The 23,912-nt window shown below is 74.7% G+C and carries 19 protein-coding genes; 8 read left to right on the forward strand and 11 right to left on the reverse strand.

The window, feature by feature from the left end; all coding sequences use genetic code 11:
• Positions 1–35: 35 nt before the first annotated feature.
• The 3 genes from AB0898_RS27330 to AB0898_RS27340 form a co-directional block, all read right to left on the reverse strand.
• A complete protein-coding gene (locus AB0898_RS27330; RefSeq protein WP_366805649.1) occupies positions 36–5,009 on the reverse strand; it encodes a hypothetical protein in 4,974 nt (1,657 codons plus the stop codon).
• Positions 5,006–5,860 carry a DUF4132 domain-containing protein gene (locus AB0898_RS27335; RefSeq protein WP_366805650.1) on the reverse strand — a complete coding sequence of 285 codons (855 nt, stop codon included), beginning with the start codon at positions 5,858–5,860 and terminating at the stop codon, positions 5,006–5,008. The genes AB0898_RS27330 and AB0898_RS27335 overlap by 4 nt, the downstream gene beginning before the upstream one ends.
• Positions 5,861–5,963: 103 nt before the next feature.
• A complete protein-coding gene (locus AB0898_RS27340; RefSeq protein ID WP_366805651.1) occupies positions 5,964–6,356 on the reverse strand; it encodes a DUF5997 family protein in 393 nt (130 codons plus the stop codon).
• A 59-nt stretch (positions 6,357–6,415) separates the two neighbouring features.
• Here AB0898_RS27340 and AB0898_RS27345 point away from each other — a divergent pair, with 59 nt between their 5' ends.
• Positions 6,416–7,219 carry a LysR family transcriptional regulator substrate-binding protein gene (locus AB0898_RS27345; RefSeq protein WP_366805652.1) on the forward strand — a complete coding sequence of 268 codons (804 nt, stop codon included), beginning with the start codon at positions 6,416–6,418 and terminating at the stop codon, positions 7,217–7,219.
• A 23-nt stretch (positions 7,220–7,242) separates the two neighbouring features.
• Here the strand turns inward: AB0898_RS27345 and AB0898_RS27350 are convergent, their stop codons facing one another.
• Together AB0898_RS27350 and AB0898_RS27355 are read right to left on the reverse strand one after the other, a co-directional pair.
• The gene (locus AB0898_RS27350; RefSeq protein ID WP_366805653.1) at positions 7,243–8,730 is read right to left on the reverse strand and encodes an MFS transporter; all 1,488 of its coding nucleotides are present in this window, start codon (positions 8,728–8,730) and stop codon (positions 7,243–7,245) included.
• A 95-nt stretch (positions 8,731–8,825) separates the two neighbouring features.
• A complete protein-coding gene (locus AB0898_RS27355) occupies positions 8,826–9,305 on the reverse strand; it encodes an Lrp/AsnC family transcriptional regulator (protein WP_018546418.1) in 480 nt (159 codons plus the stop codon).
• Positions 9,306–9,566: 261 nt separating this feature from the next.
• Between AB0898_RS27355 and AB0898_RS27360 the strand changes: the two genes are divergently transcribed.
• Positions 9,567–11,054, forward strand: coding sequence for an FUSC family protein (locus tag AB0898_RS27360; RefSeq protein ID WP_366805654.1), 1,488 nt, complete (start codon positions 9,567–9,569; stop codon positions 11,052–11,054).
• 126 nt (positions 11,055–11,180) lie between these two features.
• Positions 11,181–12,224, forward strand: a complete 1,044-nt coding sequence (locus AB0898_RS27365; protein ID WP_366805655.1) for a lactonase family protein — start codon at positions 11,181–11,183, stop codon at positions 12,222–12,224.
• Between the two features lie 199 nt (positions 12,225–12,423).
• On the opposite strand, the gene AB0898_RS27370 is transcribed toward AB0898_RS27365, so the two are convergent.
• Both AB0898_RS27370 and AB0898_RS27375 read right to left on the reverse strand, forming a co-directional pair.
• On the reverse strand, positions 12,424–13,347 hold the full coding sequence (locus tag AB0898_RS27370) for a hypothetical protein (RefSeq protein ID WP_366805656.1): 924 nt from the start codon (positions 13,345–13,347) through the stop codon (positions 12,424–12,426).
• A gap of 142 nt (positions 13,348–13,489) precedes the next feature.
• Positions 13,490–14,497, reverse strand: coding sequence for an N-acetylglucosamine kinase (locus tag AB0898_RS27375; RefSeq protein WP_407078419.1), 1,008 nt, complete (start codon positions 14,495–14,497; stop codon positions 13,490–13,492).
• Between the two features lie 147 nt (positions 14,498–14,644).
• On the opposite strand from AB0898_RS27375, the gene AB0898_RS27380 reads away from it, so the two are divergent.
• Entirely contained in the window at positions 14,645–15,322 is a 678-nt protein-coding gene (locus AB0898_RS27380; protein WP_366805657.1) for a uracil-DNA glycosylase, read from the forward strand.
• Positions 15,323–15,394: 72 nt separating this feature from the next.
• Here the strand turns inward: AB0898_RS27380 and AB0898_RS27385 are convergent, their stop codons facing one another.
• From AB0898_RS27385 to AB0898_RS27395, 3 genes are all read right to left on the reverse strand, one after another.
• Positions 15,395–16,882 carry a CoA transferase gene (locus tag AB0898_RS27385; protein ID WP_366805658.1) on the reverse strand — a complete coding sequence of 496 codons (1,488 nt, stop codon included), beginning with the start codon at positions 16,880–16,882 and terminating at the stop codon, positions 15,395–15,397.
• 67 nt (positions 16,883–16,949) lie between these two features.
• A complete protein-coding gene (locus tag AB0898_RS27390; protein WP_366805659.1) occupies positions 16,950–17,945 on the reverse strand; it encodes a 3-hydroxyacyl-CoA dehydrogenase NAD-binding domain-containing protein in 996 nt (331 codons plus the stop codon).
• Between the two features lie 88 nt (positions 17,946–18,033).
• Positions 18,034–18,768, reverse strand: coding sequence for an acetoacetate decarboxylase (locus tag AB0898_RS27395; RefSeq protein ID WP_366805660.1), 735 nt, complete (start codon positions 18,766–18,768; stop codon positions 18,034–18,036).
• 168 nt (positions 18,769–18,936) lie between these two features.
• On the opposite strand from AB0898_RS27395, the gene AB0898_RS27400 reads away from it, so the two are divergent.
• Positions 18,937–19,845 (forward strand): LysR substrate-binding domain-containing protein, encoded by a 909-nt coding sequence (locus AB0898_RS27400; protein WP_366805661.1) that lies wholly within the window; start codon positions 18,937–18,939, stop codon positions 19,843–19,845.
• Positions 19,846–20,089: 244 nt separating this feature from the next.
• Positions 20,090–20,674 carry a hypothetical protein gene (locus AB0898_RS27405; protein ID WP_366805662.1) on the forward strand — a complete coding sequence of 195 codons (585 nt, stop codon included), beginning with the start codon at positions 20,090–20,092 and terminating at the stop codon, positions 20,672–20,674.
• A gap of 48 nt (positions 20,675–20,722) precedes the next feature.
• Here AB0898_RS27405 and AB0898_RS27410 read toward each other — a convergent pair whose 3' ends face one another.
• Positions 20,723–22,381: an acyl-CoA dehydrogenase family protein gene (locus AB0898_RS27410; RefSeq protein WP_366805663.1), complete on the reverse strand. Its 1,659-nt coding sequence runs from the start codon at positions 22,379–22,381 to the stop codon at positions 20,723–20,725.
• A gap of 71 nt (positions 22,382–22,452) precedes the next feature.
• Between AB0898_RS27410 and AB0898_RS27415 the strand changes: the two genes are divergently transcribed.
• Together AB0898_RS27415 and AB0898_RS27420 are read left to right on the forward strand one after the other, a co-directional pair.
• Positions 22,453–23,199, forward strand: coding sequence for a PaaX family transcriptional regulator C-terminal domain-containing protein (locus AB0898_RS27415; RefSeq protein WP_366805664.1), 747 nt, complete (start codon positions 22,453–22,455; stop codon positions 23,197–23,199).
• 152 nt (positions 23,200–23,351) lie between these two features.
• Positions 23,352–23,903, forward strand: coding sequence for a hypothetical protein (locus tag AB0898_RS27420; RefSeq protein WP_366805665.1), 552 nt, complete (start codon positions 23,352–23,354; stop codon positions 23,901–23,903).
• The last annotated feature ends 9 nt before the right edge of the window (positions 23,904–23,912 follow it).

The raw sequence follows: 23,912 nt of genomic DNA on the forward strand, positions 1-23,912 counted from the left end.
TCCGGGAACGTCGTGGACGTCGTGGACGGGGGCGCTCACCTGCGCCGTCCCCTCCGGTTCGCCCGGGTGGTCAGCTCCTCGTACGCCGGTCCGTCGCCCGCGCGGACCCGTTCCCAGGCGCGGGCGAACAGCTCGGGCACCGGCAGCAGGGGCACGGCGCGACGGCGCTCCGGCACCGGGTACAGCCCCTCCTTCCACGTCTCCACCGGCAGCGCGGGCGACTTCAGGTCCCGCCAGCCGCACGGCAGGAAGAGGGTGCGCCCGGCGCGCGGCCGCTTGGCCTCGACGACCAGACCGCTCGCGACGAGTTCGGTCCGCGCCTTCTTCGCCCGGCCGGGCCGCCAGCCGGTCCAGCGCGTCCGGTTGCGGTCCGTCGGGTCGGGCAGCGCCAGCAACTGGAGGTAGAGCACGGCCGCGTCCTCGCCGAGACCGTGCGCGGCGGCGACCTCGGCGACCAGCTCGGGCACGCTGACCGACGGGTCCTGGGCGTGGCCCCGCGGACCGTCGGCACCGGCCGCCACCGCGCGCTCCAGCTCCGGGCCGAGGAGCGCGCTCAGCGCGCGCAGCCCGTCGCCGCGATCCGGGCCGACCAGCCCCTCGAGCAGCCCGAACACCGGGTCGTCCGGGCCGGCGAGCGCGGCCGTGCGGAGCAGGACCGCCTCCCCGTAGTGCCAGGGGCGCAGGACCAGGGCGTCACCGGCCCGGACCAGCCCCCGCGCGTCGGCGCCGCCGGTGGCGGGCAGCCCGTACGCCTTGCGCACCTCCGCCCCCGTGGGCTTGCCCTTGTCCGTCCACGCCACGCCCGGGTCGTGCAGCAGCTCCGGGTCGGCCATCCGGCGCCGCACGGCGGCCAGGCCCTCCGGCAGGGCGGCGCGCAGGGGGTGGCCGTACGGCAGGACGTACGCCAGCGCCGCGAGCGAGACGGCCACGCCGGACAGGGCGGACCCGCCGGGCAGCGCGGCCGGGTCCTCCGGGCCGAGTTCGCCGTCCGCGCCGAGACGCAGCCGCGTCGTACGGGCCAGCCAGGGGGTGCGGGACGGGTTGAGGACGTTCTCGGCGTGCCCGGCGTTCAGCCCGGTCAGCTCGGCGTCGACGTCCTCCGGTATCCGGACCAGCGAGCCGAGCCGCTCGGCCCAGACGCGTCCGGCCGCGCCGGTGTCCGGGCCCGAGGTCCACAGCGCCTCCGGGCCGGCCGGCAGCAGCGCGCCGAGCAGGGCGGTCCGGGTCTCGGCGGGGAGCGTGCCGAGCCGGGCGATGCCGTACTCGTACTGGCGGATCTTCAGACCGGTGAGGGCCAGTGCCCCGGCCGGGGGCTCCGGCTGGAGCGCGGCCAGCACCGCCGTCGCCTGGAGCGGGCCGAGGCCGCCGCCGGTCGCGGCCGTCAGCGCCTCCGGGGCCCCGGGCTGCCAGGGAGCGGCGCCCTTGGCGCGGATCAGCCGTGTGACGGCGGCCAGGTCCTCGCCGGAGATCCCCGGGTCGTGCCGGACCTCGTCGCTCAGGGTGAAGTGGGCGACCGGACCGAACGCGCCCGACGGATCGTGGTCGAGGGCCAGCCAGTCGATGCGGTCCCGCATCCGGTCGATGCGCAGGCTGCCGAGGATCACGACCGTGCGGCCGCCGTGCCGCAGCACCTGCCCGGTCCGCAGCCAGCCGTCGGCCGACTCGGACAGGGTGACCTCCCGCAGCGTGCCGGGCCCCGTGACGAGCGGCCCCTCGCCCACCGCCTCGAAGAGCAGGAGCAGCGCCTCGCGCGCGGCGTCGGTCAGGGCCACGGAGGCGGCCCTGAAGGCGAGTGCCCGCAGGGCGCCCAGGGCGCCGGGCCACACCAGGCCGATGCCGGGGACGGTGTGTGTCTCGCTGTGCCAGCCGCCGGTGAGGGCGGCGTTGCGCTCCGGGCTCGTCAGCGGCTTGCCGTGGGCGGCGTGGCCGGACAGGACGTGGTTCACGGCCCGGATCTGGCGCAGCGCGGTGCGCTGCTCGCCGTGCCAGTAGCCGTACACGTTCACGATCCCGGCCAGCGCCTCGCGCAGGGTGCGGTCCTCCCCGTGCTCGGGGCTGTAGTCCCAGAACATGCCCTCGGTGTGCTCGCGCGACCGGGCGGGGCGCTCCCGGGGCGGTTCGGCGAAGGCGGTCGCCGAGGCCGTGAGGCGCAGCGCCGAGCGGACCAGCGAGGCCACGCCGGTGAGCAGCCGGGCGTCGGTGAGGCCCGGCAGCCCCTCGCGCACCGCCCGCAGGGTCAGTTCGGCCTCCGACGGCAGCGCCTCCCGCGCGGCCTTGTCGTCGCCGGCGCGCTTGACGGCCTCCTGCCGCTCGGCCAGCGCCTTCGCCGTGCTCCGCGTCAGCTCGGCCGCCTGCTCGTCGGTGACGACGCGCAGTACGGCCGAGCCGTGCTCGTCGCGCGGCCGCAGGGCGTGCCAGAACGGCAGCGGGGGCACCAGCGGGGTGCCCGCGGCGAACTCGCCGCCCGGGCCGTTGAGCGTGACCGTGCCCAGCCGGCCCGTGCCGGTGGGGTCGTCGCCCGCGCACAGCGCGACGGTCTGGCGCATCCGCGTGACGACCGGCTCGGCGCCGGGCAGCCGCAGCGCGCCCAGGGGAAAGCCGTCCGTCATGGGCATCGACACCGTACGCCCGTCCGGAGCCCCGGCGGTGCGGCACCGCTCCGCGCCGTCCCCCTCGGTGCGCACCCAGCGGCCCAGAACCGTGCCGTCGGTGCCGAACGGGCTCTGCTCCAGGCCGGGTTGCAGCGGCAGCAGCTCGCACATCCCGGCCACCAGCTCGGCGTCCTCGCGGACACCGGCGCGCAGCGGCGCGGGCAGGGAGGCGCGGCCGTGGTCGCCGGTCACCGGGTCGTACTCCAGCCACACCGTGCGCAGACCCTGCCTGCCCTCGCGCCAGTACCCGGTGCCGTCGCCGAGGACGGTACGGCTCGGCGGGAGGTCCGTGTCACCGGCGTGCAGGGCGCGGCCCCCGGAGGCGCGGCCGCCGCCGGGCAGCGGGATCGAGGCGGCGAGGTCGTCGTGCCCGTACCACCAGGTCGGGACCTGCTCGCCGCCGAGCGCGAACACCTCGGCAGGACGGTTCGACCAGTAGGCGCACTGCTTGTTGTTGCGCCGCCAGACGACCAGCAACTCCCCGTCCACGTAGCGGAACCGGGGGCGCTGATGGCGGTCCAGGTCCTGGGGCAGCCGCAGGTCGTGGTCGAGGAGGATCTTCTCCGGGCCGACGACGAGCGCCTTGTGCCCCCGGGAGACGATCAGCGCGGGCCATGCCTCGTGGACGGTGACCGGGTGGTGGTTCTTGGGGTCCAGGCTCTGGGCGTCGAGCAGGTCCAGCGCCTCTTCGAGGGCGGGCCAGCCCAGTTCGTCCAGGACACCGGCGCGCAGCGTGCGGCCGAGCAGGGGCGCGAGCGGATGCCCGGCGATCCGGGCGACCGACTCGGGTCCCGCTCCCGGGGCGACGCTCCGGAAGGGCCGCAGCCGGTCGAGTGCCGTGCGCGCGGCGGGCAGTCCGGTCGCGCGGGTGAACTCCCCCGACACCTCGTCGAGCCACTCCCGCAGCACGTCGGAGAGCACCGGATGGGCGGCGATCTCCTTCAACACGTCGTCGTTGTGGGCGCGTTGGCCACCGGCCTGCTCCACGGCCCCGTGCAGCAGGCGCCGCAGACGCGGGTCGGCCGCGACGGCCACCAGGTCCCGGCGGCCCTCCCCGGTGTCCGACAGCCAGTTGGTCACCGACAGCTGCACCCGGGCATCGGCGGCCGGGAGCGACAGCGGCACGCCCTCGGCGGCGCACAGGTCCAGCAGATCGAGGTGGGCGCTCGCCCCCCAGGCCCCGGCGAACAGGTCCACCGGGCGCCCGGCGGAGCGCAGCAGCGGCGCCATCCGCGCCGCCAGCGCGAGCGTGCCCGGCGAGCGGTGGGCGAACGAGCCGCCGCGCTTGCGGTGCAGCGCCCAGCGGGACAGCCAGCCGGCCGGGTCCACGCCGTGCTCGCGGGCCGCCGCCTCGTCCGTCAGCAGCCGGTCGGCGCCGGCCCCGGCCAGCAGCGCCAGCCAGAACTCGTCGCCCTCGACGCCGCGTTCGAGCCCGGCGGGCATGATCTCCAGCAGCCGCGCCCGCACCCCGGGCCGCTCCTCGGCCAGGACGCACAGGGCCGGGCGGTAGGCCGTCCAGAAGGACGCGGGCGCCCGGACGACGGCGGGCGAGGCGAGCAGATCGGCGACGAGCGCGCGCTCCTCGGTCTCCCGGTCGAGCCCGGCCGCCTTGATCAGCCCGCGCGCGTCCTGCGGCAGCGAGGCGTACGGCGGCATCCCGGCCGCGCAGCGCTCCACCGTCAGCTGCCGGAACTGCGCCCACGCCGCGGCCGGGTCGAGCCGCCGGCCCAGGTCCTTCACATGCTCCCTGAGCGCCTTCACGGTCAGCGCCCCGGCGAAGGCGAACTCCAGGAACACCGCCCGCTGCCGCTCCTCGTCCACCGCGAGCGCGTGCACCCGCTCGGCCTCGCGGGCCCGGCCGAAGAACGCGGCGGCGTACGTGGTGTTCTCGTGCTGGAGGAAGGCGCGCGCGGCCTGCTCGTAGAACGTCGGCAGGAAGTGCGGCACCGCCCGCCCGAGCCGTACGCCCAGCTCCTCGAAGCCCTGCTTGGCGTTGCCCGGGCGGGACTTGGCCTGCCGGGCGAGCCGTTCCACGTCCTTGACCAGGGCGAGCGCGTGATGGCCGTTCGCCGGGTCGTGCACCAGCGCCCAGGCCGGGAAGCCCAGCGTCTCGCGGCGCACCTGGCCGACGTTTGGCGCCGCCGGCTCCCGGGCCAGACCGAGGAACTCCAGCGCCAGGTCCTCGGCCTCCCCGAGGGTGCCCGGCACCAGCCGGACGACCTGCCGGCCGTCCAGCGCGGGGTGGGTGTAGGTGCGGACGGTGAGCGTGTCGGCGTCCTCGCGCGCGGTGCTGCCGGGCGGCAGGACCGCGCCCGCCTCCAGGAGCGCGGCCAGGGTGGTCTCGTCGTACGTCGTCATGCCGCCCGCTCCTCGTTCTCCATGTCACGCCCCGCGTACAGCGCGGCGGCCATGCGCATCCCCTCCGACCACGCGACCGGACCCACCTGACCGAGCTTCAGCACCCGTCCCGCCGGGTCGGTCCACATCAGCGGGCCGGTCTCGACGCTCTCCCAGCCGTCGTAGTCACCGATCCAGACGCGGGCCTCGACGCCGCGGCCGTCCTCCAGGACGGGGCAGACCGCCTGGCCGCCGCGCACCCGGTAGCCCAGCTGGGCGGCCCGGCCGTGCAGGAAGCGCAGCTCCTTGAACGCGCCGCCCGCGTACTCCTCGACCTGGGTGGCGCCCTCGGCAAGCGCGGCCGGGCGGTGCCAGACCTCGCGGAAGAGCTGCTGGGCGCGCTGCTCCACGCCCAGTTCGACGGCGAACTCGCGCAGGTCCGCCAGGTCCTCCAGGAGCACCGGGTGCGGGATGCGGACCAGCTCGGGGGTCATGCGCACCGTGTCGCCGTCCAGGTCGACCAGGCCGAGGCCGCGCGCGGGGTCGGCGTCCCGCAGGAAACCGGCGATCCGGCCGTCCTCCCCGGTCACCACGAGGTCGCGCAGCGCCGCCTGCCAGGCAGGGTCGGGCCAGACGCGGGTGAGCACGGCGAGCGGCACCGGGAGCGAGCGGACCATCCACCGCTCCACGCTCGCCAGGCACTCCCGCTCGTGCCGCTCCAGCCACTCGGTGAGCTGCGCGAGCCCCACGACCGCCGGATCGTCGGCGATCTTCGACGGCACCGACTTCAGCCGCCGTCCGGCCGCGTTGCGGCACACCACTTTTCCGCCGTCGAGGGTGACCTCGTAGTCACCGGCCGACACCCACCCCATACGTGCCTCCCCGCACCGCAATGATCAAGTGGGAGGAACTGTAGGGGCGACCACTGACAACGCCCCCCGGCGAGGCCGGGGGGCGTGTGCGGGGCGGGCGGGGTCAGTCCTCGCGGGCCGCCTTCTCCTGCTGCAGGTTCTTGATCCGTACGGCTTCCTTGCGGACCTCGGCCTGGGTGGCGCGCTCCTTTTCCAGCCACTCGGGGCGCTCCTGCTTGAGCGCCTCGATCTGCTCGGTGGTGAGCGCCTCGGTGACACCGCCGCGCGCCAGACCGGCGATGGACACGCCGAGCTTGGCCGCGACGACGGGACGCGGGTGGGGTCCGTTCTGGCGCAGCTCGCGCAGCCACTCGGGCGGGTTGGCCTGGAGCTCGTTCAGCTCGGCGCGCGAAACGACACCCTCCTGGAACTCTGCGGGGGTGGCGGGGAGGTACACACCCAGCTTCTTCGCCGCCGTGGCGGGCTTCATCGTCTGGGTGCTCTGCTGCGAACTCATGAGGTCAAGGGTATCGGCCGCGTACGGGTGGGCCGACCGGGGCCGGTAGCCTTGGCCTGGTGACAGGCTCGGAGGAAACACCGTCGTTCCGGCTCGCCTACGTTCCCGGAGTGACGCCCGCCAAATGGGCGCGGATCTGGAACGAGCGGCTGCCGGACATCCCGCTCACCCTGCTCCAGGTCCCGGCCGCCGGGACCGACGGGCTGCTGCGCGCGGGGGACGCGGACGCCGCGTTCGTACGGCTGCCGGTGGACCGTACGTACTTCAGCGCGATCCCGCTCTACACCGAGACGACCGTGGTCGTCGTCCCCAAGGACCACCTGTTCACGGCGGCCGAAGAGGTGACCCTCGCCGACCTCGCCGGGGAAGTGCTCTTCCACCCGCTGGACGACGTCTTCGACTGGGACGCGCCCCCCGGCGAGCCCGCCTTCGAGCGCCCGGCGACCACGGAGGACGCGATCGAGCTGGTGGCGGCGAACGTCGGCCTCCTGGTCGTCCCGCAGTCCCTGGCCCGCCTCTACCACCGCAAGGACCTCACCTACCGCACGCTGGCCGACGGCCCCGAGTCCAGCGTCGCCCTCTCCTGGCCCGAGGAGGCCACCACCGACCTGGTGGAGGACTTCATCGGCATCGTGCGCGGCCGCACGGTCAACAGCACGCGGGGACGCTCCGCCGGGGCCGAGCCGAAGCAGGAGCGCAAGCGCCCGGAGCCGGGCCGGCAGAAGAGCGGGAAGCCCTCCGGCGGGGCGAAGTCCTCCGGAGGAGCGAAGTCGTCGGGCGGGGCCAAGTCGTCGGGCCGGGGTGCCCGGGGCCGCACCGGTACCTCCGGAAGGGGCACGGGCAAGCCCCGCCGCAAGTCCTGAGCGACGGGGCTTGCCCCGGGGGATCAGCGTCCCGCGCCCGTCGGCTCCGGCGTCGCGGGGCCCTCGACGGGTGCCGTCGGCTCCGGGTGGTTCCGGCGTTCGCGCAGGTCCGCCACCGCCAGGGCCAGGGCGACCAGGATGATGCCCACGGCCGTCAGCAGGCCGAGCTGGAGGGCCGTCGTGGGGTTGCCGTCGTTGGCGAGGTGGGCGAAGTACACCGCGCCCACGGCCGCGATGCCCGCCGCCGAGCCGACGCGCTGGGCGGTGACCAGGACGCCGCCCGCCGCCCCGGCCCGCTGGACCGGCACCCGGGCGAGGGTGAGGGCGGTGTTCGGGGAGATGGTGATGCCGGAGCCGAGGCCCGCGATCAGCAGGGGGAGTGCCGCCGCCCAGGCCGCGCCGCGCCCCGGTACGGCCTGGACCGTCACGATGACCGCGAGCAGCCCGACCGCCACCGCGCTCAGCCCGACGACGACCAGCCGGCGCCCGTGCCGTACCACCAGCCGGCCGCCCCGGGCCGCGCCCACCGCCGAGCCGACCGCGAACGGCAGCGAGGCCAGCCCGGCCCCGAGCGCGCCGTAGCCCAGGCCGTTCTGCAGGAACAGGGTGTAGACGAAGAACACGGTGGTGAAGCCCGCGAAGTACACCACGTTCAGCAGCACGCCGAGCGTGAAGGACCGCAGGGCGAAGAGGTTCAGGTCGACCAGCGGAGCCTGCCCGCGCCGCCCCTGGCGCCGCTCCCAGGCCCAGAACGCCGCGAGCAGCAGCCCGGCCACCGGGAGCAGCGCCCACTTCTCGCGCCCGGTCCACTGCTGCTCCTGCACCAGCGGCAGCATCAGCGCGAGCATGCCCGCGCCGAGCAGCGCGACCCCGGGCAGGTCGACGCCCTCGCGCGGACGGCCCGGGGTGACGGGCGTACGGGGCAGCAGGCGCAGCGCGGCGCAGAAGGCGGCGATCCCGATCGGCACGTTGATGTAGAAGATCCAGCGCCAGCCGTCCGCCACGCCGAACGCCTGGATCAGCACTCCGCCCGCGGGCGGCCCGACCGCCGTGGAGACACCCACCACGCTGCCCAGCAGGCCGAACGCGCGCGCCCGCTCGGCGCCCTGGAACATCTGCTGGATCAGCCCCGTCGTCTGCGAGGCGATGACACCCGAGGCCGCGCCCTGCACCAGCCGGTACAGCACCAGCCAGCCCGCGCTGGGCGCCAGCGCGCACGCGACCGAGGACAGCGTGAACAGCGCGAGCCCGAACAGGAAGGCCGCCCGCCGCCCGCGCACGTCGCCGAGCCGGCCCGCCGGGACCAGCGTGAGCCCGAAGGTGAGCGCGAAGCCCGACACCACCCAGGACACGTCGGCCGCGTCGGCGCCCAGGCCGCGTTCCATCGAGGGCAGCGCCACGTTCACGATCGAGCTGTCGAGCATCGTCATGAAGCCCGCCGTCAGACAGACCCCGAGCGCCTTCCACCGTCGTCGGTCGTCGGCGGCCGGGCGGGTCTGGACTGTAGTCATACGATCACGCTATGCAGGGGGCGTGTCGGGCGCGCGCGGAGATCCGCCCCGCCCGCCGCCGCCCGAACCGCCCGCCGGGTGCCGTCCGGCCGGGGTCAGGAGCGCGCCGCCGCCCGCCCCACCGACTCCACCAGCGGCAGCAGCCGGTACGGCACGCGCTCGCGCAGCACCACCTCGGTGCGGGTGCGCACCACGCCCGGCACGCTGATCAGCTTCTGGATCACATCCTCCAGATGGGCGTTGTCCCGCCCGACCACCCGGGCCAGCAGATCCCCGCCGCCGGTGGTCGAGAACGCCTCCACGATCTCCGGCACGGACGCCAGCGCCTCCCCGACATCGTCCAGATGGCCCTGCGTGACCTCGATGTGCACGAACGCCAGCACCGGATGCCCGAGCGCGGCGGGGGAGAGCGAGGGCCCGGTGCCGGTGATCACACCGTCCCGCTCCATGCGGTCCAGGCGGGCCTGGAGGGTGCCCCGGGCGACGCCGAGGATGCGGGCGTACTCCCGCACACTGGTGCGCGGCTGTTCGAGCAGCAACCGCAGGATGCGCGTGTCGAGTTCGTCCACCGCCATGGAGCTCCGCCTCCTCGTACCGCACCGGTCACCGGCGACTGTACCAATGGCCCAGTCGGGCGCCACTCCCGCATGCCGTGTGACCTGGACCGTTGGCCCGCCGCTGGCTTCACGTCCTCCCGCTTCGCTGGTCCAATGGCCCAGTGAATCCGAGGCCAGTTGAGCCAAGTGGCCCTGTGATGCTCATATAGTCAGGTCGATGGCGCTGCGGATCACCGCGGCGCCTTTTTCGTGCGGACGGCCACAAGGGGGCGGACAGCAGTGCTGAAGAAGGTGTTCGTGGCGCCGGACCCGGGACATGTGCGGCTGCGCTTCGCCGCGCGCGCGGTCCTCGGGATCGGGCTCGCGGTCGTCGTGTGCGGTGTCGCCGGGCACTCCCTCGTCGGCATGGTCGCGGGCGGACTCGCCGCGCTGCTCGCGCTCTTCACCGTCGCCGACGCCACCGTGCGCGGCCAGGCGGTCACCACCGCTTTGCTCCCGGTCGTCGGCATCCCGGTGCTCGCGCTGGCCGCCGCGTTGCACGCCCACCCGGTCGGCCGCGACTTCGCCTTCATCGCCGTCGTCGGCGCCGGGGTCTACGCCCGCCGCTGGGGGCCGCGCGGGCACAGCCTCGGCGTATTCGCGTTCATGATGTTCTTCGTCGGCCAGTTCCTGCGGGTCACCCCCGCCCGGCTGCCCGAGCTGTACGCCTCCCTGCTGCTCTCCCTGCTCGCCGCCGCGGCCGTGCGCTTCGGCCTGTGGTGCTACGAGCGCCGGATGCCCCCCGCCGCTGTACCCGCGCCGCCCGGCGGCACCGGGCTGGCCCGGGTCACCACCCGGCAGGCGGTCCAGGCGGCCGCCGGGGCCGGGTTCGCGCTGGTCATCGGGCAGCTGGTGTCCGGACAGCGCTGGTACTGGGCCGTCGGCGCCACCTGGTGGGTCTTCGTCAACACCGCCTCGCGCGGCGAGACCCTGGTACGCGGCTTCCGGCGCGTGCTCGGCACCCTGCTCGGCGTCGCCCTCGGCGTGCTCGTCGCGATGCCGGTGGACGGCGAGCCGGTCGCCAGCGCCGTGCTCGTCGCGATCTCCGTTTTCGGCATCTTTTATACGGCGTCCGTCTCCTACACCTGGATGATGCTCTGGGTGACCCTCCTCGCCGAACTCCTCTACGGCCTCTTCGGCGTCCTCGACCCCGGGCTGCTCGCGCTGCGCGTGGCCGAGACCGCCGTCGGTGTCGCCGGTGCCGCGCTCGCCGTGCTGTTCGTGCTGCCCGTCACCACGCACCTCACCACCGACGCCTCGATCCAGCGCGCTCTGCGCTGTGTGCGGGCCTGCACCGCCGAGGCCGCCGCCCGCCTCGCCGGGTCCGACGCGGACCCCGCCCCGCGCGTGGCCGAGCTGGAGCAGCTGCTCGGCCGGGTACGGCTCTCCGTCGCACCGCTGACCCATCCGCTCAACCCGCTGCTGTGGCGCAAGCACCGCGCCCGCCGCGTCCTCGCGCTCCTCGACGACTGCGCCCGCGAGGTGCGCGGCCTGGTCGCGGTCGCCGCCGACCCCGAGGCCTCGCACGACGCCCGGCTCGCCGCCGCGTGCTGGCGCGTGGAGGCCGCCGTCGAGGCGCTCACCGAGGGCGGCGCCGGACACATCCTGCGCCCCGCCGAGACCCCCGCCGAACCGGCCCTCGCCCACCTCCACGGCCTGGAGCGGGCCCTCGCCGAACTGGCCGAGCCGCTGCGCGCCCCGGCGCCCTCCCGGCTGGTCGGCGCCTGACACGCACCCGCCGCCACCCCTGACAGCCGCCCCCGTCATCCCGGCGCGCACCCCTCCGCCATTTGGTCCAGACCGGTTGTGACCTGCTGCTAGCGTCGGCACTGTCTCGACCGAAAGGGGACAGGCGTGGCAGAAAGCGGTGAACACGGACAGGTGCCCCGCCGGGCCTTCATCGGCTCGTACACGGCGGCCGGCGGCCACGGTCTGGTGACGGCCGAGGTCCGGCCCGGCGACGGCGCCCTGATCCGCACCGGCGTCCTCGGCGCCGTGCCCGACCCCTCGTACCTCGCGCTCTCGCCCGCCGGGGACATGCTCTACGCGGTCAGCGAGACGGCCGAGGGCGCGGTCGCCGCCTACCGGGTGCGCGGGGACAAGCTGGAGCCCGCCGGGCCACCCGTCCCGGTGGACGGCAGCGGCCCCACCCACCTCGGCCTGCACGCCGGACACCTGCTCACCGCCAACTACGGCAGCGGCACCGTCACCGCCGTCCCCGTACGCCCCGACGGCACCCTCGCCCCCGCACCCTCCGGGCAGCTCCAGCACACCGGCTCGGGCCCGCACGACCGCCGCCAGCGCGCCCCGCACCCCCACCACGTGCAGTCCGACCCCGAGGGGCGCTGGGCCGTCAGCGTGGACCTCGGCACCGACTCGGTGCGGGTCTGCGCCCTGGAGGCGGGCGTGCCGGTGCTGCACCGAGAGATCGCCCTGCGGCCCGGCTCGGGCCCGCGCCACCTAGTCTTCCACCCCGACGGCCTGCACGCCTACGTCGTCAACGAACTCACCCCCACCGTCACCGTCTGCCGCTGGGACTCCGGCGCGGGCTCGCTGCGGCCGCTGACCGAGGTCCCCGTCCTGCCCGGCGCCCCGGCCGGGGACGCTCACCCCTCCGGCATCGTGGTCTCGCCCGACGGCCGCTTCGTGTGGACCGCGACCCGCGGCGAGGACGTCCTGTCCGTCTTCCGCGCCGAGGGCGACGGCCTCCGGCCGCTCGGCACGGTCCCGAGCGGCGGCCACTGGCCGCGTGCCCTGGCCGAGCACGGCGGCCGCCTCTACGCCGCCCATGAACGCTCCGGCGGCGTGACCTGGTTCACCGTGGACGACAGGACCGGCCTGCCGCGCTACGACGGCTCCCTGGACGTTCCCGCGGCCTCCTGCGTGATCTTCGGCTGAGCGGCCCGGAGAACGCCGCCCAGGGGCACGGAAGGGCCTGCTCAGGTGCGGGGGCGGGCCCGCTCGGACATGCCGAATGGCCTGCTCAGGCGCGCCGAAGGGCCTGCTCAGGCACGCGAAAGGGCCGGCTCAGGCATGCGAAAGGGCCCGCCCCGGTCTCCCGGGGCGGGCCCTCGTGTCGTACGGGTGTCGTGCCGCGTCAGCGGACCGGCGCTCCCTGCGGCTGCTCCGGGGCGATGCCCAGCGCCGTCGTGTACTTGGCGAGCGCGAGCTTGCCGATCGCCGGGTAGGCGCCCAGCGCCTCCGAGGTGGCGCAGTCCACCTCCTCGGCGGCCGCGGTCAGCAGCGAGTTGTCGATCTCCGGACCGATCAGGTACGGCGCGAGGGCCAGCTGCTGCGAGCCGGACGCGCGCAGCTGCTCGGCCACGGAGGCGATCGAGCCCTCCTGGTCCAGCGCGGCCGCGATCACCGGCACGGCCAGGCGCGCGGCGAGCAGCATGCCGGTGATGCCGGCCGCCTGCACGGCCTCCTCGCCGCCCACGGAGGCCAGGATGATGCCGTCGGCCGCGGTCGCCACGGTGAACAGACGGGCGCGGTCCGCGCGGGCCAGGCCCGCCTCGGAGAGCCGCACGTGCAGGGCCTCGGCGAGCAGCGGGTGGGGGCCGAGCACGTCGGTCAGCTCGGCGGCGACCCGGCTGTCCATCATGGCCTGGCGGATCTGGCGCAGCAGGGCGCCGTCGGGGCCGGCCAGCAGCGGGACGACCGCGGCGACGGGGCCCTCCGGCTTCTTCGGGTCACTTCCGGCGGCGAGGGCCTGCTCGTAGCGGGCGGTGCGCTCCTCGGCGGTCCGTGCCAGCACGGACTTGAGGGTCGGGAAGTCCGCGTCGTCCCCGTCCAGGTAGCCGATCCGGGCATCCAGGCCGGGCAGCTCGGAGCGGGCGATGCTCACGACCTCCTCGGCGAGGCTGCGCGTGGCGGCGCTGGGCGCGCCGGGCACGGCGAGGACGAACGCGGGCGCGTCCTCGGGAGCCACCAGCGGTTCCGGACGACGGTGACGTCCTGGCTGGCGGGGTCGCGGCATTCGAACTGGCAGGCCGGACTCGGGTCCAGTGGGGGAGCTCATGGCGCCGCATGTTACTGGTTTCCTGTGCTCCCCTGTTCGGGGAGGGTGCAGGTGAGCGGTATCCGTCCGGTTTTGTCTGATGAGTTGCGCAGGTGGGGCGGCTCTTCCCGTCACGCATCGGACAGTTGGTGATTCAGCCGACTCAATCCGCACTTATGGTGACCACATGGAGCATGGCCGGCGCAACCGGGACATCGCACCGCCCGGCCGCGAGATCCGTCGCGAGCCGGACGGCGCCGTGCAGCGGATCGCCCTCGGCCGGTACGGACGTGGCGTGCGGCAGCTGTTTCGCCAACTCCTCGCGCAGGGGCGCCAGCAGGGGTTCGCCGAGCTTGAAGAGACCTCCCGTGAGCGCCACTTCGGGCTCCCCGTCCGCCGGGCACACGGCCGCGGCCGACTCGGCCAGATGCCGGGCCGCCGCACGCAGGATTCCGGCCGCGACCGGATCGTGCGCCGCGCACTCGCCCACGGCGGGCGCGAAGGAGGCGAGCGCGGCGGCGCGGTCGGTGCGCGGGTAGATCCGGGCGGGCAGCCCGGCCATCGGCCCGAACCGCTCCACCGCGCACTCCAGCAGCGCGCCCGACCCGCCGTCCCGCCCGTCGTGCGCGCGCAGCGCGGCCTCAAGGCCGGCCCGGCCGATCCAGGCCCCGCCGCCGCAGTCGCCCAGCAGATGACCCCAGCCGTCCGCCCGGCGCCAGGTGGTGAGGTCGGTGCCGACGGCGATCAGGCCGGTGCCCGCCGCGAGCACGGCGCCGGGGCGGGGACCGAGCGCGCCCACGTACGCGGTCACCGCGTCGGCGGCGAGGGCCACGGTCCGTACCCCCAGCTCCCGGGCCAGGGCACCCGGCAGTTCGGCGCGCAGGGCGTCCCCCAGGCTCGCGAACCCGGCGGCGCCGACGACGGCCCAGGCGATGCGGTCCGCCCCTGCCTCGGCCGCCAACGTACGGGCCAGGGGGGCGACTTGGGCCATAAGGTGGCCGGGGTCGATGCCGCGCTCCGAGGTCCGCACCGGCTCCCGGGCCGCCGCCTCGGCGGTACGGCCTGTGCCGGGGACGCCCACCGCCACCCGGATACCGGAACCGCCGGAGTCCACGGCGAGGAAGGCGGACGTCACGGCGGACGCCGGTACCGGCCCGGCTCCATCGGCCAGGTCGGCTTGCTCGGCTCCGTCGGCTCGCTCGGGCGCACGGCTCACGGGGACGAAGAGTAGCGGGGCGCGGGCCGGGCGTCCCGGATGTTCCGCGCTTCTCCACTCGCCGGAGGGGATTGTCAGTGGGGGCCACTAGAGTGACTTGACGTGGCACGACGACCGTTGAGTGAACTTGTTGAGGCCGGCTGGGCGAAGGCCCTGGAGCCGGTGGAGGGCCGTATCGCGGCCATGGGTGACTTCCTGCGCGCCGAAGTGGCGGCGGGACGGACCTATCTGCCGTCCGGGGCGAACGTCCTGCGCGCCTTCCAGCAGCCCTTTGACGATGTCCGGGTCCTGATCGTGGGCCAGGACCCCTATCCCACGCCGGGCATGGCCATCGGCCTGAGCTTCGCCGTGGCCCCGGAGGTACGGCAGCTGCCGGGCAGCCTGGAGAACATATACCGGGAGCTGCACTCGGACCTGGGCCTGCCCCGCCCGTCCAACGGCGACCTGACCCCCTGGACCCGGCAGGGCGTCCTGTTGCTGAACAGGGCGCTGACCACGGCCCCGCGCAAGCCCGGCGCCCACCGCGGCAACGGCTGGGAAGAGGTCACCGAGCAGGCGATACGCGCCCTCGCCGCGCGCGGCAAGCCGCTGGTCTCCATCCTGTGGGGCCGCGACGCCCGCAACGCCCGTCCCCTGCTCGGCGACTACCCGGCCATCGAGTCCGCGCACCCCTCGCCCATGTCGGCCGACCGCGGCTTCTTCGGCTCGCGCCCGTTCAGCCGGGCCAACGAGCTGCTGGTGCAGCAGGGCGCGCAGCCGGTGGACTGGCGCCTGCCGTAACGGAGTGCGGGGCGTCGGGGAACCCGGATGGTTCCCCGACGCCCCGCAGACCGTCGTGCGGCGGGCGCCGGGTCAGGCGGCCGGCAGCCATTCCGGCCGCTGGGAGCCGCGCGGCACGAGGATCTGCCGGTAGGCGCCCGGGGTGTCCGACATCCGCACCTGGTCGGTGATGCCCTGGTAGTGGCCGAGCGGCGTCTCGGCGGTGAACAGCTCGGGGTCCGGGTAGGCGTGCAGCTCGCCGGTTCCGGCGACCGCCTCGGCGTACGCCTTGTCGAAGATGCCCATGGACAGAATCCACAGGGCCACGCGGGACAGCGAGACGTGGACGCGGTAGCTGCCGCCGTCCATGGCGCGGCGGCGCAGCGCCTCGGTGATGCCGGCCGTCAGGAACCACGAGACCAGGTAGTCGTTGACGACCGTGATGGGCGGCAGCGCGGGCTTGTCGCCGTCGCCCTCCAGGTGCAGCAGACCGGTGAGCGCGCCCGCCGTCTGGTCGAAGCCGAGGTAGTCCTTCCACGGACCCTCGTGACCGTTCAGCGACACCGTGGCGTAGACGAGACCGGGGCGCCGGGCGATCGACTCCTCCTCGGACAGGCCGATGGACTCCAGGAAGCCGGGGCGCCGGTTGGCGAAGAACACGTCGGCGCCGGACTGGAGTTCATGGATACGGGCCAGGCCCTCCGGGGTGTACGGGCTCACCGTGGCGGAGCGCACGCCGACGCTCGTCGTCAGGTAGGTGACGTCGTGCTCCAGCTCGTACGGCCGCCACAGGTTCAGCACGTCCGCGCCGTGCAGCGCGAGCGCGCGCCCCGCACCGGCCCCGGCGATGATGTGACCCATGCCGAGCGCGCGTACGCCGTCCAGCGGGGCGGTGGGATCGGCGGGCAGCGGCTCGGGGTCGCTGTCGCCGACGCGGGTGATCTCCACCAGTGGCAAGTGGGCCAGGACGTCGGTGTACTGACGCTCCGTCAGGATCTCGGCCGGAGTGCGGACCATCGGCATGACACAGCCGGCTTCGGCGCCCGCCCGCTCCAGTTCCCGGGCGTCCCACTTCGCGATCGCGGCGGCGACGTGCTCCGGCACGTCACCCACGCCGAGCAGCCGCTCGGCGGCCACCTTGATGTTGGGGTAGATGTTGAACGGCATCATCCAACGGCCGTCCGCGCTGCGGTAGAAGTTGTTGGCGAGGGCCATGTTGATGATCGACGGGGTGCCCCCGGTGTAGCCGTTGAGGAGCTCCCACTTCTGCTCGTAGAACGGGCACAGCCGGTGCGGGCCCACGCGCAGGTCCATGTGGATGTCCTGGCCGCGCCCGGTGCGGTCCTTCCACAGCGCGGCGAGCGCGGCGGACTTGGCGACCAGGGCGATGCCGGAGGCGGCGCCCAGGCGCAGGGTGCTGGGGACGACCGGGTCGGCGCCCTCGAAGGTGATCGTGCCGCCGGTGTCCTCCGGCTTCAGCCCGATGCCCGCGAGGACGTCGGTCAGCTCGGCGTGGACGTCGAACGCGTCGTCGGTGGCGGGGGCGTCGATCGCCCGCGTGATCTTCTCGGTGAGGTTCATGGGGGTGCGTTTCTCGCGATGTGTGGCGTGAAGGGGGGTGTCCGGCCGTGGTGATCCGAGTGGCGCGTCAGGCCGGCTCGGAGTCCTGCCGGTCCGGGGTCTCGCCCAGGGCGCGCATGAGCGCGATCTGTGCGCGGTCGCGTGCGGCGGCCAGTTCTTCCACCGTGCCGTCGCCGAAGGCGTCGCGGGCCTGGCCGGAGAGGAGTGCGACCGTGGCGTCGTCCAGCGTGGGGTTGCCGAGGGCGGGCCACATGTGGTCGGCCATGGCGCGGCCCAGGTGCTCCATGAAGTGGGGCAGGCCCTCGGGCCCGCCGCCGAGGTGGAAGGTGCGGAACGGGCCCGCGACGGCCCAGCGCAGCCCGATGGAGGAGGTCACGATCTCGTCCAGCTCCTCCTCCGTCACCACGCCCTCCTTGACGAGGTGCACGCACTCGCGGAACAGCGCGGACTGGAGGCGGTTGGCGACGAAGCCCGGGATCTCCTTGTGCAGCACCTGCGGCTTCTTGCCGAGCGCGGTGTAGAAGTCCACGGCCTCGCGGACCACCTCGGGCGAGGTCTTCTCGCCGGGCACGACCTCCACCAGCGGTACCAGGTGCGGCGGGTTGAACGGGTGCCCCACGACGAGCCGTTCGGGCTGCGACAGACCGGCGGCGATGGCGGTCGCCGGGATGCTGGAGGTCGAGGTCGCGAGCAACGCGTGCGCGGGGGCGGCCTCTTCGACGGTGTGCCAGATCTCCTGCTTGAGGTCCAGGCGCTCGGGACCGTTCTCCTGGACCACGTCCGCGTCCGCGACGGCGGTCGCGAGGTCGGCCTCGAAGGACAGCCGGTCGGTCAAGTGCTCGGTGGGCAGCCCGAGTTCGTCAAGGGTCGGGACGATCTCGGCGAGACCGGCGCGGACGATCTCCTCGATGTCCGGCCGGGGGTCGCTGACGACCACTTCCATGCCGTGCGCGAGGAAGAGGGCGGCCCAGGAGACGCCGATGACGCCACCGCCGACGATCGCGGCGCGCTTGCGGGGGTGCGGGGCGGGGCCGGAAGCGGTGGGTTCGGAAACAGAGGACATGATGTCGCGGCTTTCTCGAAGCTCGAAGCTCGAAGGAGGAAGTGGGGGGAAGGGGGACGGGGGCTCGCGCCGGGCCGCCCGCCCGGGCTCAGGCGAGGTAGTCGAAGACCGGCTCGACCGGGTTGAGGGACAGATCCGTGAGGATGTGGCTGGCGCTCACGACCTCCAGCACCGGCAGATCCGCGAGTGGCGCCATCACATGCGCGAAGAGGTCGAGCCGCGCGGGTCCGGTGTACGCGCTCTTCACGGTGATGTCCGTGATCCGGGTGCGGACCAGTTCGCAGATGCGCGGGGTGCCGTCGTAGTTCGGCACCGTCTTGAGCATGAACGTCGGCACGCAGATCTCGGCGCGGGCCTCGTCCAGGTCCATCGCGCGCTGCTTGTAGCCCATGGTGGCGTTGGCCACGCGCAGGCTGCCGTAGTCCAGCGTGCCCACCAGCGTGTCGGAGTCGACGTACAGCGCGGGGGAGCCGGACTTCTTCGGGTACGCGCTGTACTCGCGGCCGCTGGAGATCGCCGGGACGCTGTTCACGTACATCGCGAGGTTGAACTCGCCGCGCTCACCCTCGTGTTCGACGGTGATGAGCTGCCCGGCCTCGGTGTAGTCGCCCAGGCCCGTGGTGTCGGGCATCCGCATGACCTCGAAGCGGACCAGCGGGTCGGGGACCGTCAGTGGCTCCGGGACCAGGCGGCGCAGCGCCTCGGGGTCGGTGCGGTAGGTGATGTTCAGGTACTCGCGGTCGGTGAAGCGGTACCGCGTGGGCGCGTAGGCCGGGGAATCCACCGGGGTGGTGAAGAGCCGGGCGACGTCCTGCTTGCGCATGGGGTGCCTCCAGGGAGAGGGCCGCCGTACAGGCCCGGGCCCCTCCCGCGTGGGATTGCTGAAACCGGTAGTGCCGGGGAGCCGCCGCCGTGTCGCGTGGCATCCCCTGGTATCCAGTGGACGCCTCGCGCGCAGGTCTGTCCAATATATGATTGGCTAGCATTCGATATGGCTGACGATATCAATCTGACAAAGCGCCTCCTCGAACAGTTTCTGGTGGTGGCCGACGAGCGGCACTTCGGCCGGGCGGCGGAGCGGCTCTTCATGAGCCAGCCCCCGCTCAGCCAGTCGATCCAGCGCCTGGAGCGCGGGCTCGGGGTGCGGCTGTTCGACCGGGGTCCCGGCGGAGTCGCGCTGACCCCGGCGGGCGAGGCGTTCGCCGTGGACGCCCGGCACCTCCTGGACGCCCAGTCCGCCGCGATCGAGCGGGTACGGCGCGTGGCCGCGGGCCTGGAGGGCGTCGTGCGCGTGGGGTACGTGAGCGTCCTCAGTCACCTCTATCTGCCCGGCTTCCTGCGCGCGGTGGCCGAGGAACTGCCAGGCCTGCGCGTGCATCTGCACCACGACTCCTCGGTCGCCGTGGCCGAACTGGTCCGCTCCGGCGCCCTGGACCTCGGCTTCCTCCGTGACCCCGCCTCCGTGTCGGACGACCTCGTCAGCGAGCGGTTCGCGGTGGAGCGCATCGCCGCCGCCCTGCCGGACGGCCACCCCCTCGCCGGGGCCGACGAGGTGAACCTCGCCGAACTGAGCGACGAGGACTTCGTCCTGCCCGACCCGGTGGCCCTGCCGACCCTCGCCCGGCAGGTCCAACTCGCCTGTCACGACGTGGGGTTCACACCCCGGGGCCGCGCGGTGGCCGACGATCTCTCCGGGCTGTACAGCTATGTGGCCTCCGGGCTGTGTGTCGGACTGCTGCCCGGGCGGCTGAGCGGCTTTCCCGTTCCCGGGGTCGTCTTCGTCCCGCTGCGGGGCGCGTCGTCGTACCTGGAGACGAGCGTGGTCGCCGTGTGCCGCCCGGGGGCCGACGCGGCCGTGCGGCGTCTGCTGGAGCTGATCCACCGCCGTACCGGGGAGTGAGCCGTCGTATCTCGGCCACTCTGCCGGTGACCTGGATCTCCGTCCGCCGGGTTCGCGCAGGTCAGCGGGGGTCGGCCCGGCCGGGAAGCGGGGTCCTCCGGGCGGTCTGCCGGATGTTCCTGCGCGCGGGGTGTCCGCCGTGCGACCGTCGGGAAGGCGGACCGTCCTGAGCAACAGGGCGGAGTCGCCCGTATGGGAGGACGGTACGGCCCGGTCGGCGCGCTCGGTGAGGAGGATGCCCTTGATGGCGTTCCGTGGTCCGCAGGTGTGGCTCTGGCGCTGGCGGCGCAACCCGCTCAGGCGCCGTGTCGACGTGGTGGAGGCGTGGGTGGTGCTCGGCGCCTGGGCGCTGACGGTGCTCGCCGGCGTACTGGCCGGGCTCGCGGCGGCCCGGTCGGTGGACAGCGGACTCGCCCGCGACCGCGCCACCTGGCATCAGGCCGTCGCCCGCGTCGTTTCGCGCGTGCCCGGCAAGTCCGCCGCGCGGAAGCCGGGGTCCGACGGCGAGCGGGTCTGGGCCGAGGTCCGCTGGACCGTGGCGGACGGCTCCGCCCACACCGGCCAGGTCCGGGTCGCGCCCGGCAGCCCGGCCGGTACGCCGGTCACCGTGTGGACCGACCCGCGGGGCCATCTCGTCACGCGCCCCGCCTCCGCCGCCGAGGCCACCTTCCGCGCCGGTCTCCTCGGCACCCTGGTGGGTACGGCGGCGGGCGCGGTCCCCTTCCTCTGCGGCCGCGTCGTCCGCACCGCCCTGGAGCGGCGCCGGCTGGCCCACTGGGACGCGGAGTGGGCCAGACTCGGACCGCAGTGGGGGCACACGACGGGGTGAGGGGCCGCAGGACGGGACGAGGCCGCAGAGCCCCCTGCCCAGGGGCCGTCAGCCCCGTTCCGGCAGCGCCCGCTCCAGGATCGCGTCCAGGTCCGCCCCCGCCGGAAGCGTGCCGAACGCGTGCCCCCAGTCGCCGGCCAGGCGGGTCGCGCAGAAGGCGTCCGCGACGGGGGCCGGAGCGTGGCGGACCAGCAGGGCGGCCTGGAGGGCGAGGGCCATGCGCTCGACCAGCCGGCGCGCGGTGACCTGGTCGGCCTCGGCCAGCTGCCGCTTCAGGTCGGCCACCGTCGCGTCCAGGCGGGCGTCCGCGCCCTCGGCCAGGGCGAGTTCGGCGAACAGCGCCTCGGCGCTCTCCGGCTCGCGCACCAGCGCCCGCAGCACGTCCAGCGCGTTGACGTTCCCCGAGCCCTCCCAGATGGAGAGCAGCGGCGCCTCCCGGTAGTGCCGGGGCATCCCGGAGTCCTCGACGTACCCGTTGCCGCCCAGGCACTCCAGCGCCTCGGCGGTGAAGGCCGGGCCCCGCTTGGTCACCCAGTACTTGCCGACGGCCGTGGCGATCCGGCGGAAGGCCCGCTCCCCGGCGTCCCCGCGCACCGCCCGGTCCGCCGCCCCGGCAAGGCGCAGGGTGAGCGTCGTCGCCGCCTCCGATTCCAGCGCCAGGTCGGCCAGGACGTTGCGCATCAGCGGCTGGTCGAGCAGCCGGGCGCCGAACGCGCTGCGGTATCGGGCGTGATGACCCGCCTCGACCAGCGTCTTGCGCATGAGCGTGGCCGAGGACATCACACAGTCGAGCCGGGTGCAGTTGACCATCTCGATGATGGTCTTCACCCCGCGCCCCTCCGGACCCACCAGCCAGGCCACCGTACGGTCGAACTCCGGCTCCGAGGACGCGTTGGAGCGGTTGCCCAGCTTGTCCTTCAGCCGCTGGATGCGGAAGGTGTTGCGGGTGCCGTCCGGCAGCACGCGGGGCACCAGGAAGCAGGAGAGCCCGCCGGGCGCCTGGGCCAGCACCAGGAACACGTCGCACATCGGCGCCGAGGTGAACCACTTGTGCCCGCGCAGGGTGTACACCCCGGGCTCGCCGGTCGGCGTGGCCACCGTGGTGTTGGTGCGCACGTCCGAGCCGCCCTGCTTCTCGGTCATGCCCATCCCCGCGAGCAGCCCGGCCTTCTCGGTGGGCACGCGCAGCCCCGGCTCGTACACCCGGCTGGTCAGCAGCGGCTCGTAGACCTTGGCGAGGTCCGGCTCGGCGCGCAGGGCCGGTACGGCGGCGTACGTCATCGACGTGGGGCAGCCGTGGCCCGCCTCCGTGTGCCCCCAGACCAGACCGCCCGCCGTGCGCGCCACGTGCGCGCCGACCCGGTCGTCCGCCCACGGGGCGCCCGCCAAACCCGCCTCGACGGCGGCGCCCATCAGGTGGTGCCAGCTGGGGTGGAAGTCCACCTCGTCCACGCGGTTGCCGTAGCGGTCGTGGGTGCGCAGCTCCGGCTCGTGCCGGTTGGCCAGCTCACCCCACTCCTGCGCCTGCGCACCGCCCGCGCGCACACCGAGGCGCCGGATGTCCGCCTCGGCCCACTCGGCGCCCTCCCGGCGCAGGCCCTCCAGGAGAGCGCGGTCGGCGGAGGCGTCGTATGGGGCCAGCGGCGGGGGCTGGTTGGTGACGTCGTGGGTGGCGGACGACGGCGGCTGCGCGGGTGTGGAGACCATACGGTCATGTTGCACTCTCCCTGCGGTCGCAGCAATAGTGCAACAACGATCCGCCCGTACAGTACGTGCCCATGCGCATGAAAGATCCGGAGGCCGGCGACGGCCCCGCACCGCGCCCCCTGTCCGCGCGGTCGGTCGTCCTGAGCGTGCTCCTCGGCGCGCACCCGCCCCGGCTCCCCGTGAAGGACCTGCTCCGGCTGGTCGAGCCGTTCGGCGTGGGCGGCTCCACCCTGCGCGCCGCGCTGAGCCGGATGGTCGCGGCGGGCGATCTGCGCCGCACGGACGCGGTGTACGGCCTCAGCGACCGGCTGCTCGCGCGGCAGCGGCGGCAGGACGAGGCGGTACGTCCGCTGACGCGGGGCTGGGACGGCGACTGGGAGATGGTCGTCATCACCGCGACCGGCCGCGACCCCGCCGCCCGCGCCGATCTCCGCTCCCGCCTCGGGGAACTCCGCCTCGCCGAACTCCGCGAGGGCGTCTGGCTCCGCCCGGCCAACCTGGAACGGCCGCTCCCCGCGCACCTGAACGACGTCGCCCTGACGTACCGGGGGCGCCCCGACGAACCCGCGCCGCGCCTGGTCTCCCGCCTGTGGCCGCTGCCCGCCTGGGCGAGGACCGCGTACACCCTGCTGAACCGGGCGGAGGCGGCCGGGACCCCGGCGGCCCGGCTGGCCGCGTACGCGGCGGTGGTCCGCCATCTGCTGACCGACCCGGTACTCCCGCCCGAACTCCTGCCCCCGGACTGGCCGGGGGAGCGGCTGCGGGCCGCCTACGCGGAGTACCAGCGGGAGCTGGCCGGGCTGCTGCGGTCGGGCTGAACGGTCCCGCCGCCGGGGCCGGTGCTCTCCCGTACCCCGCCCGCCCCCGCTGAGTGGCGGCGAGCCACGCCCTGACGTTCCCTGGGATGAGGGGGTGGACCAGCGTGTGCGTGCTCGTGGGGCACGGCAGGCGAACGCACCCGAGGAGAGTCATGGCTGAGCGGAAGTCCTCGTCGGTCCTCACCGCGCCCCTGCGCGGCGCCGCCTCCGTCCTGGGGAAAGTGCCCGGTGCCGCCACGGTCGGCAAGGCGGCCCAGGAGACGCTGGACAAGGTCGGCGTGGTGTCCCCGCGCGGCCGCCGGGCGCTCGTGTACGCCGGGGCGGGGGTGCTCGGGGTCACCGGTGTCGTGGAATGGCCGGTCGCCCTCACCGGAGCGGCCGTGGCCTGGCTGACGCAGCCCCGCCCGAAACATTCCGCGAACGGCGCGCCCCAGGCGGAGGAAGCGGCGGGAGAGACCGGCGCGGCCCCGGACCCGGACGCCCCCCACGACCTCGGCACCGCCGCCCTCAGATCCGGCGGCGAAGCATCCGGCAGCGAAGCATCCGGCACCGAAGCGTCCGGCACCGAGGCGGCGGCGCACCACCAGGAACCCCCCGGCCCCGTCAAGGCGCCCCACGCCAACCCGGACCGCACCGGCGGCCACACCAAGGGCACCACGGGCCCCCTCGGCCCCACCGCCCGCCCCGAACGCACCAGCCTCTGACGGCGCCGC

The sequence above is a fragment of the Streptomyces sp. NPDC005435 genome (genome assembly GCF_040703155.1).
Taxonomy (GTDB): domain Bacteria; phylum Actinomycetota; class Actinomycetes; order Streptomycetales; family Streptomycetaceae; genus Streptomyces.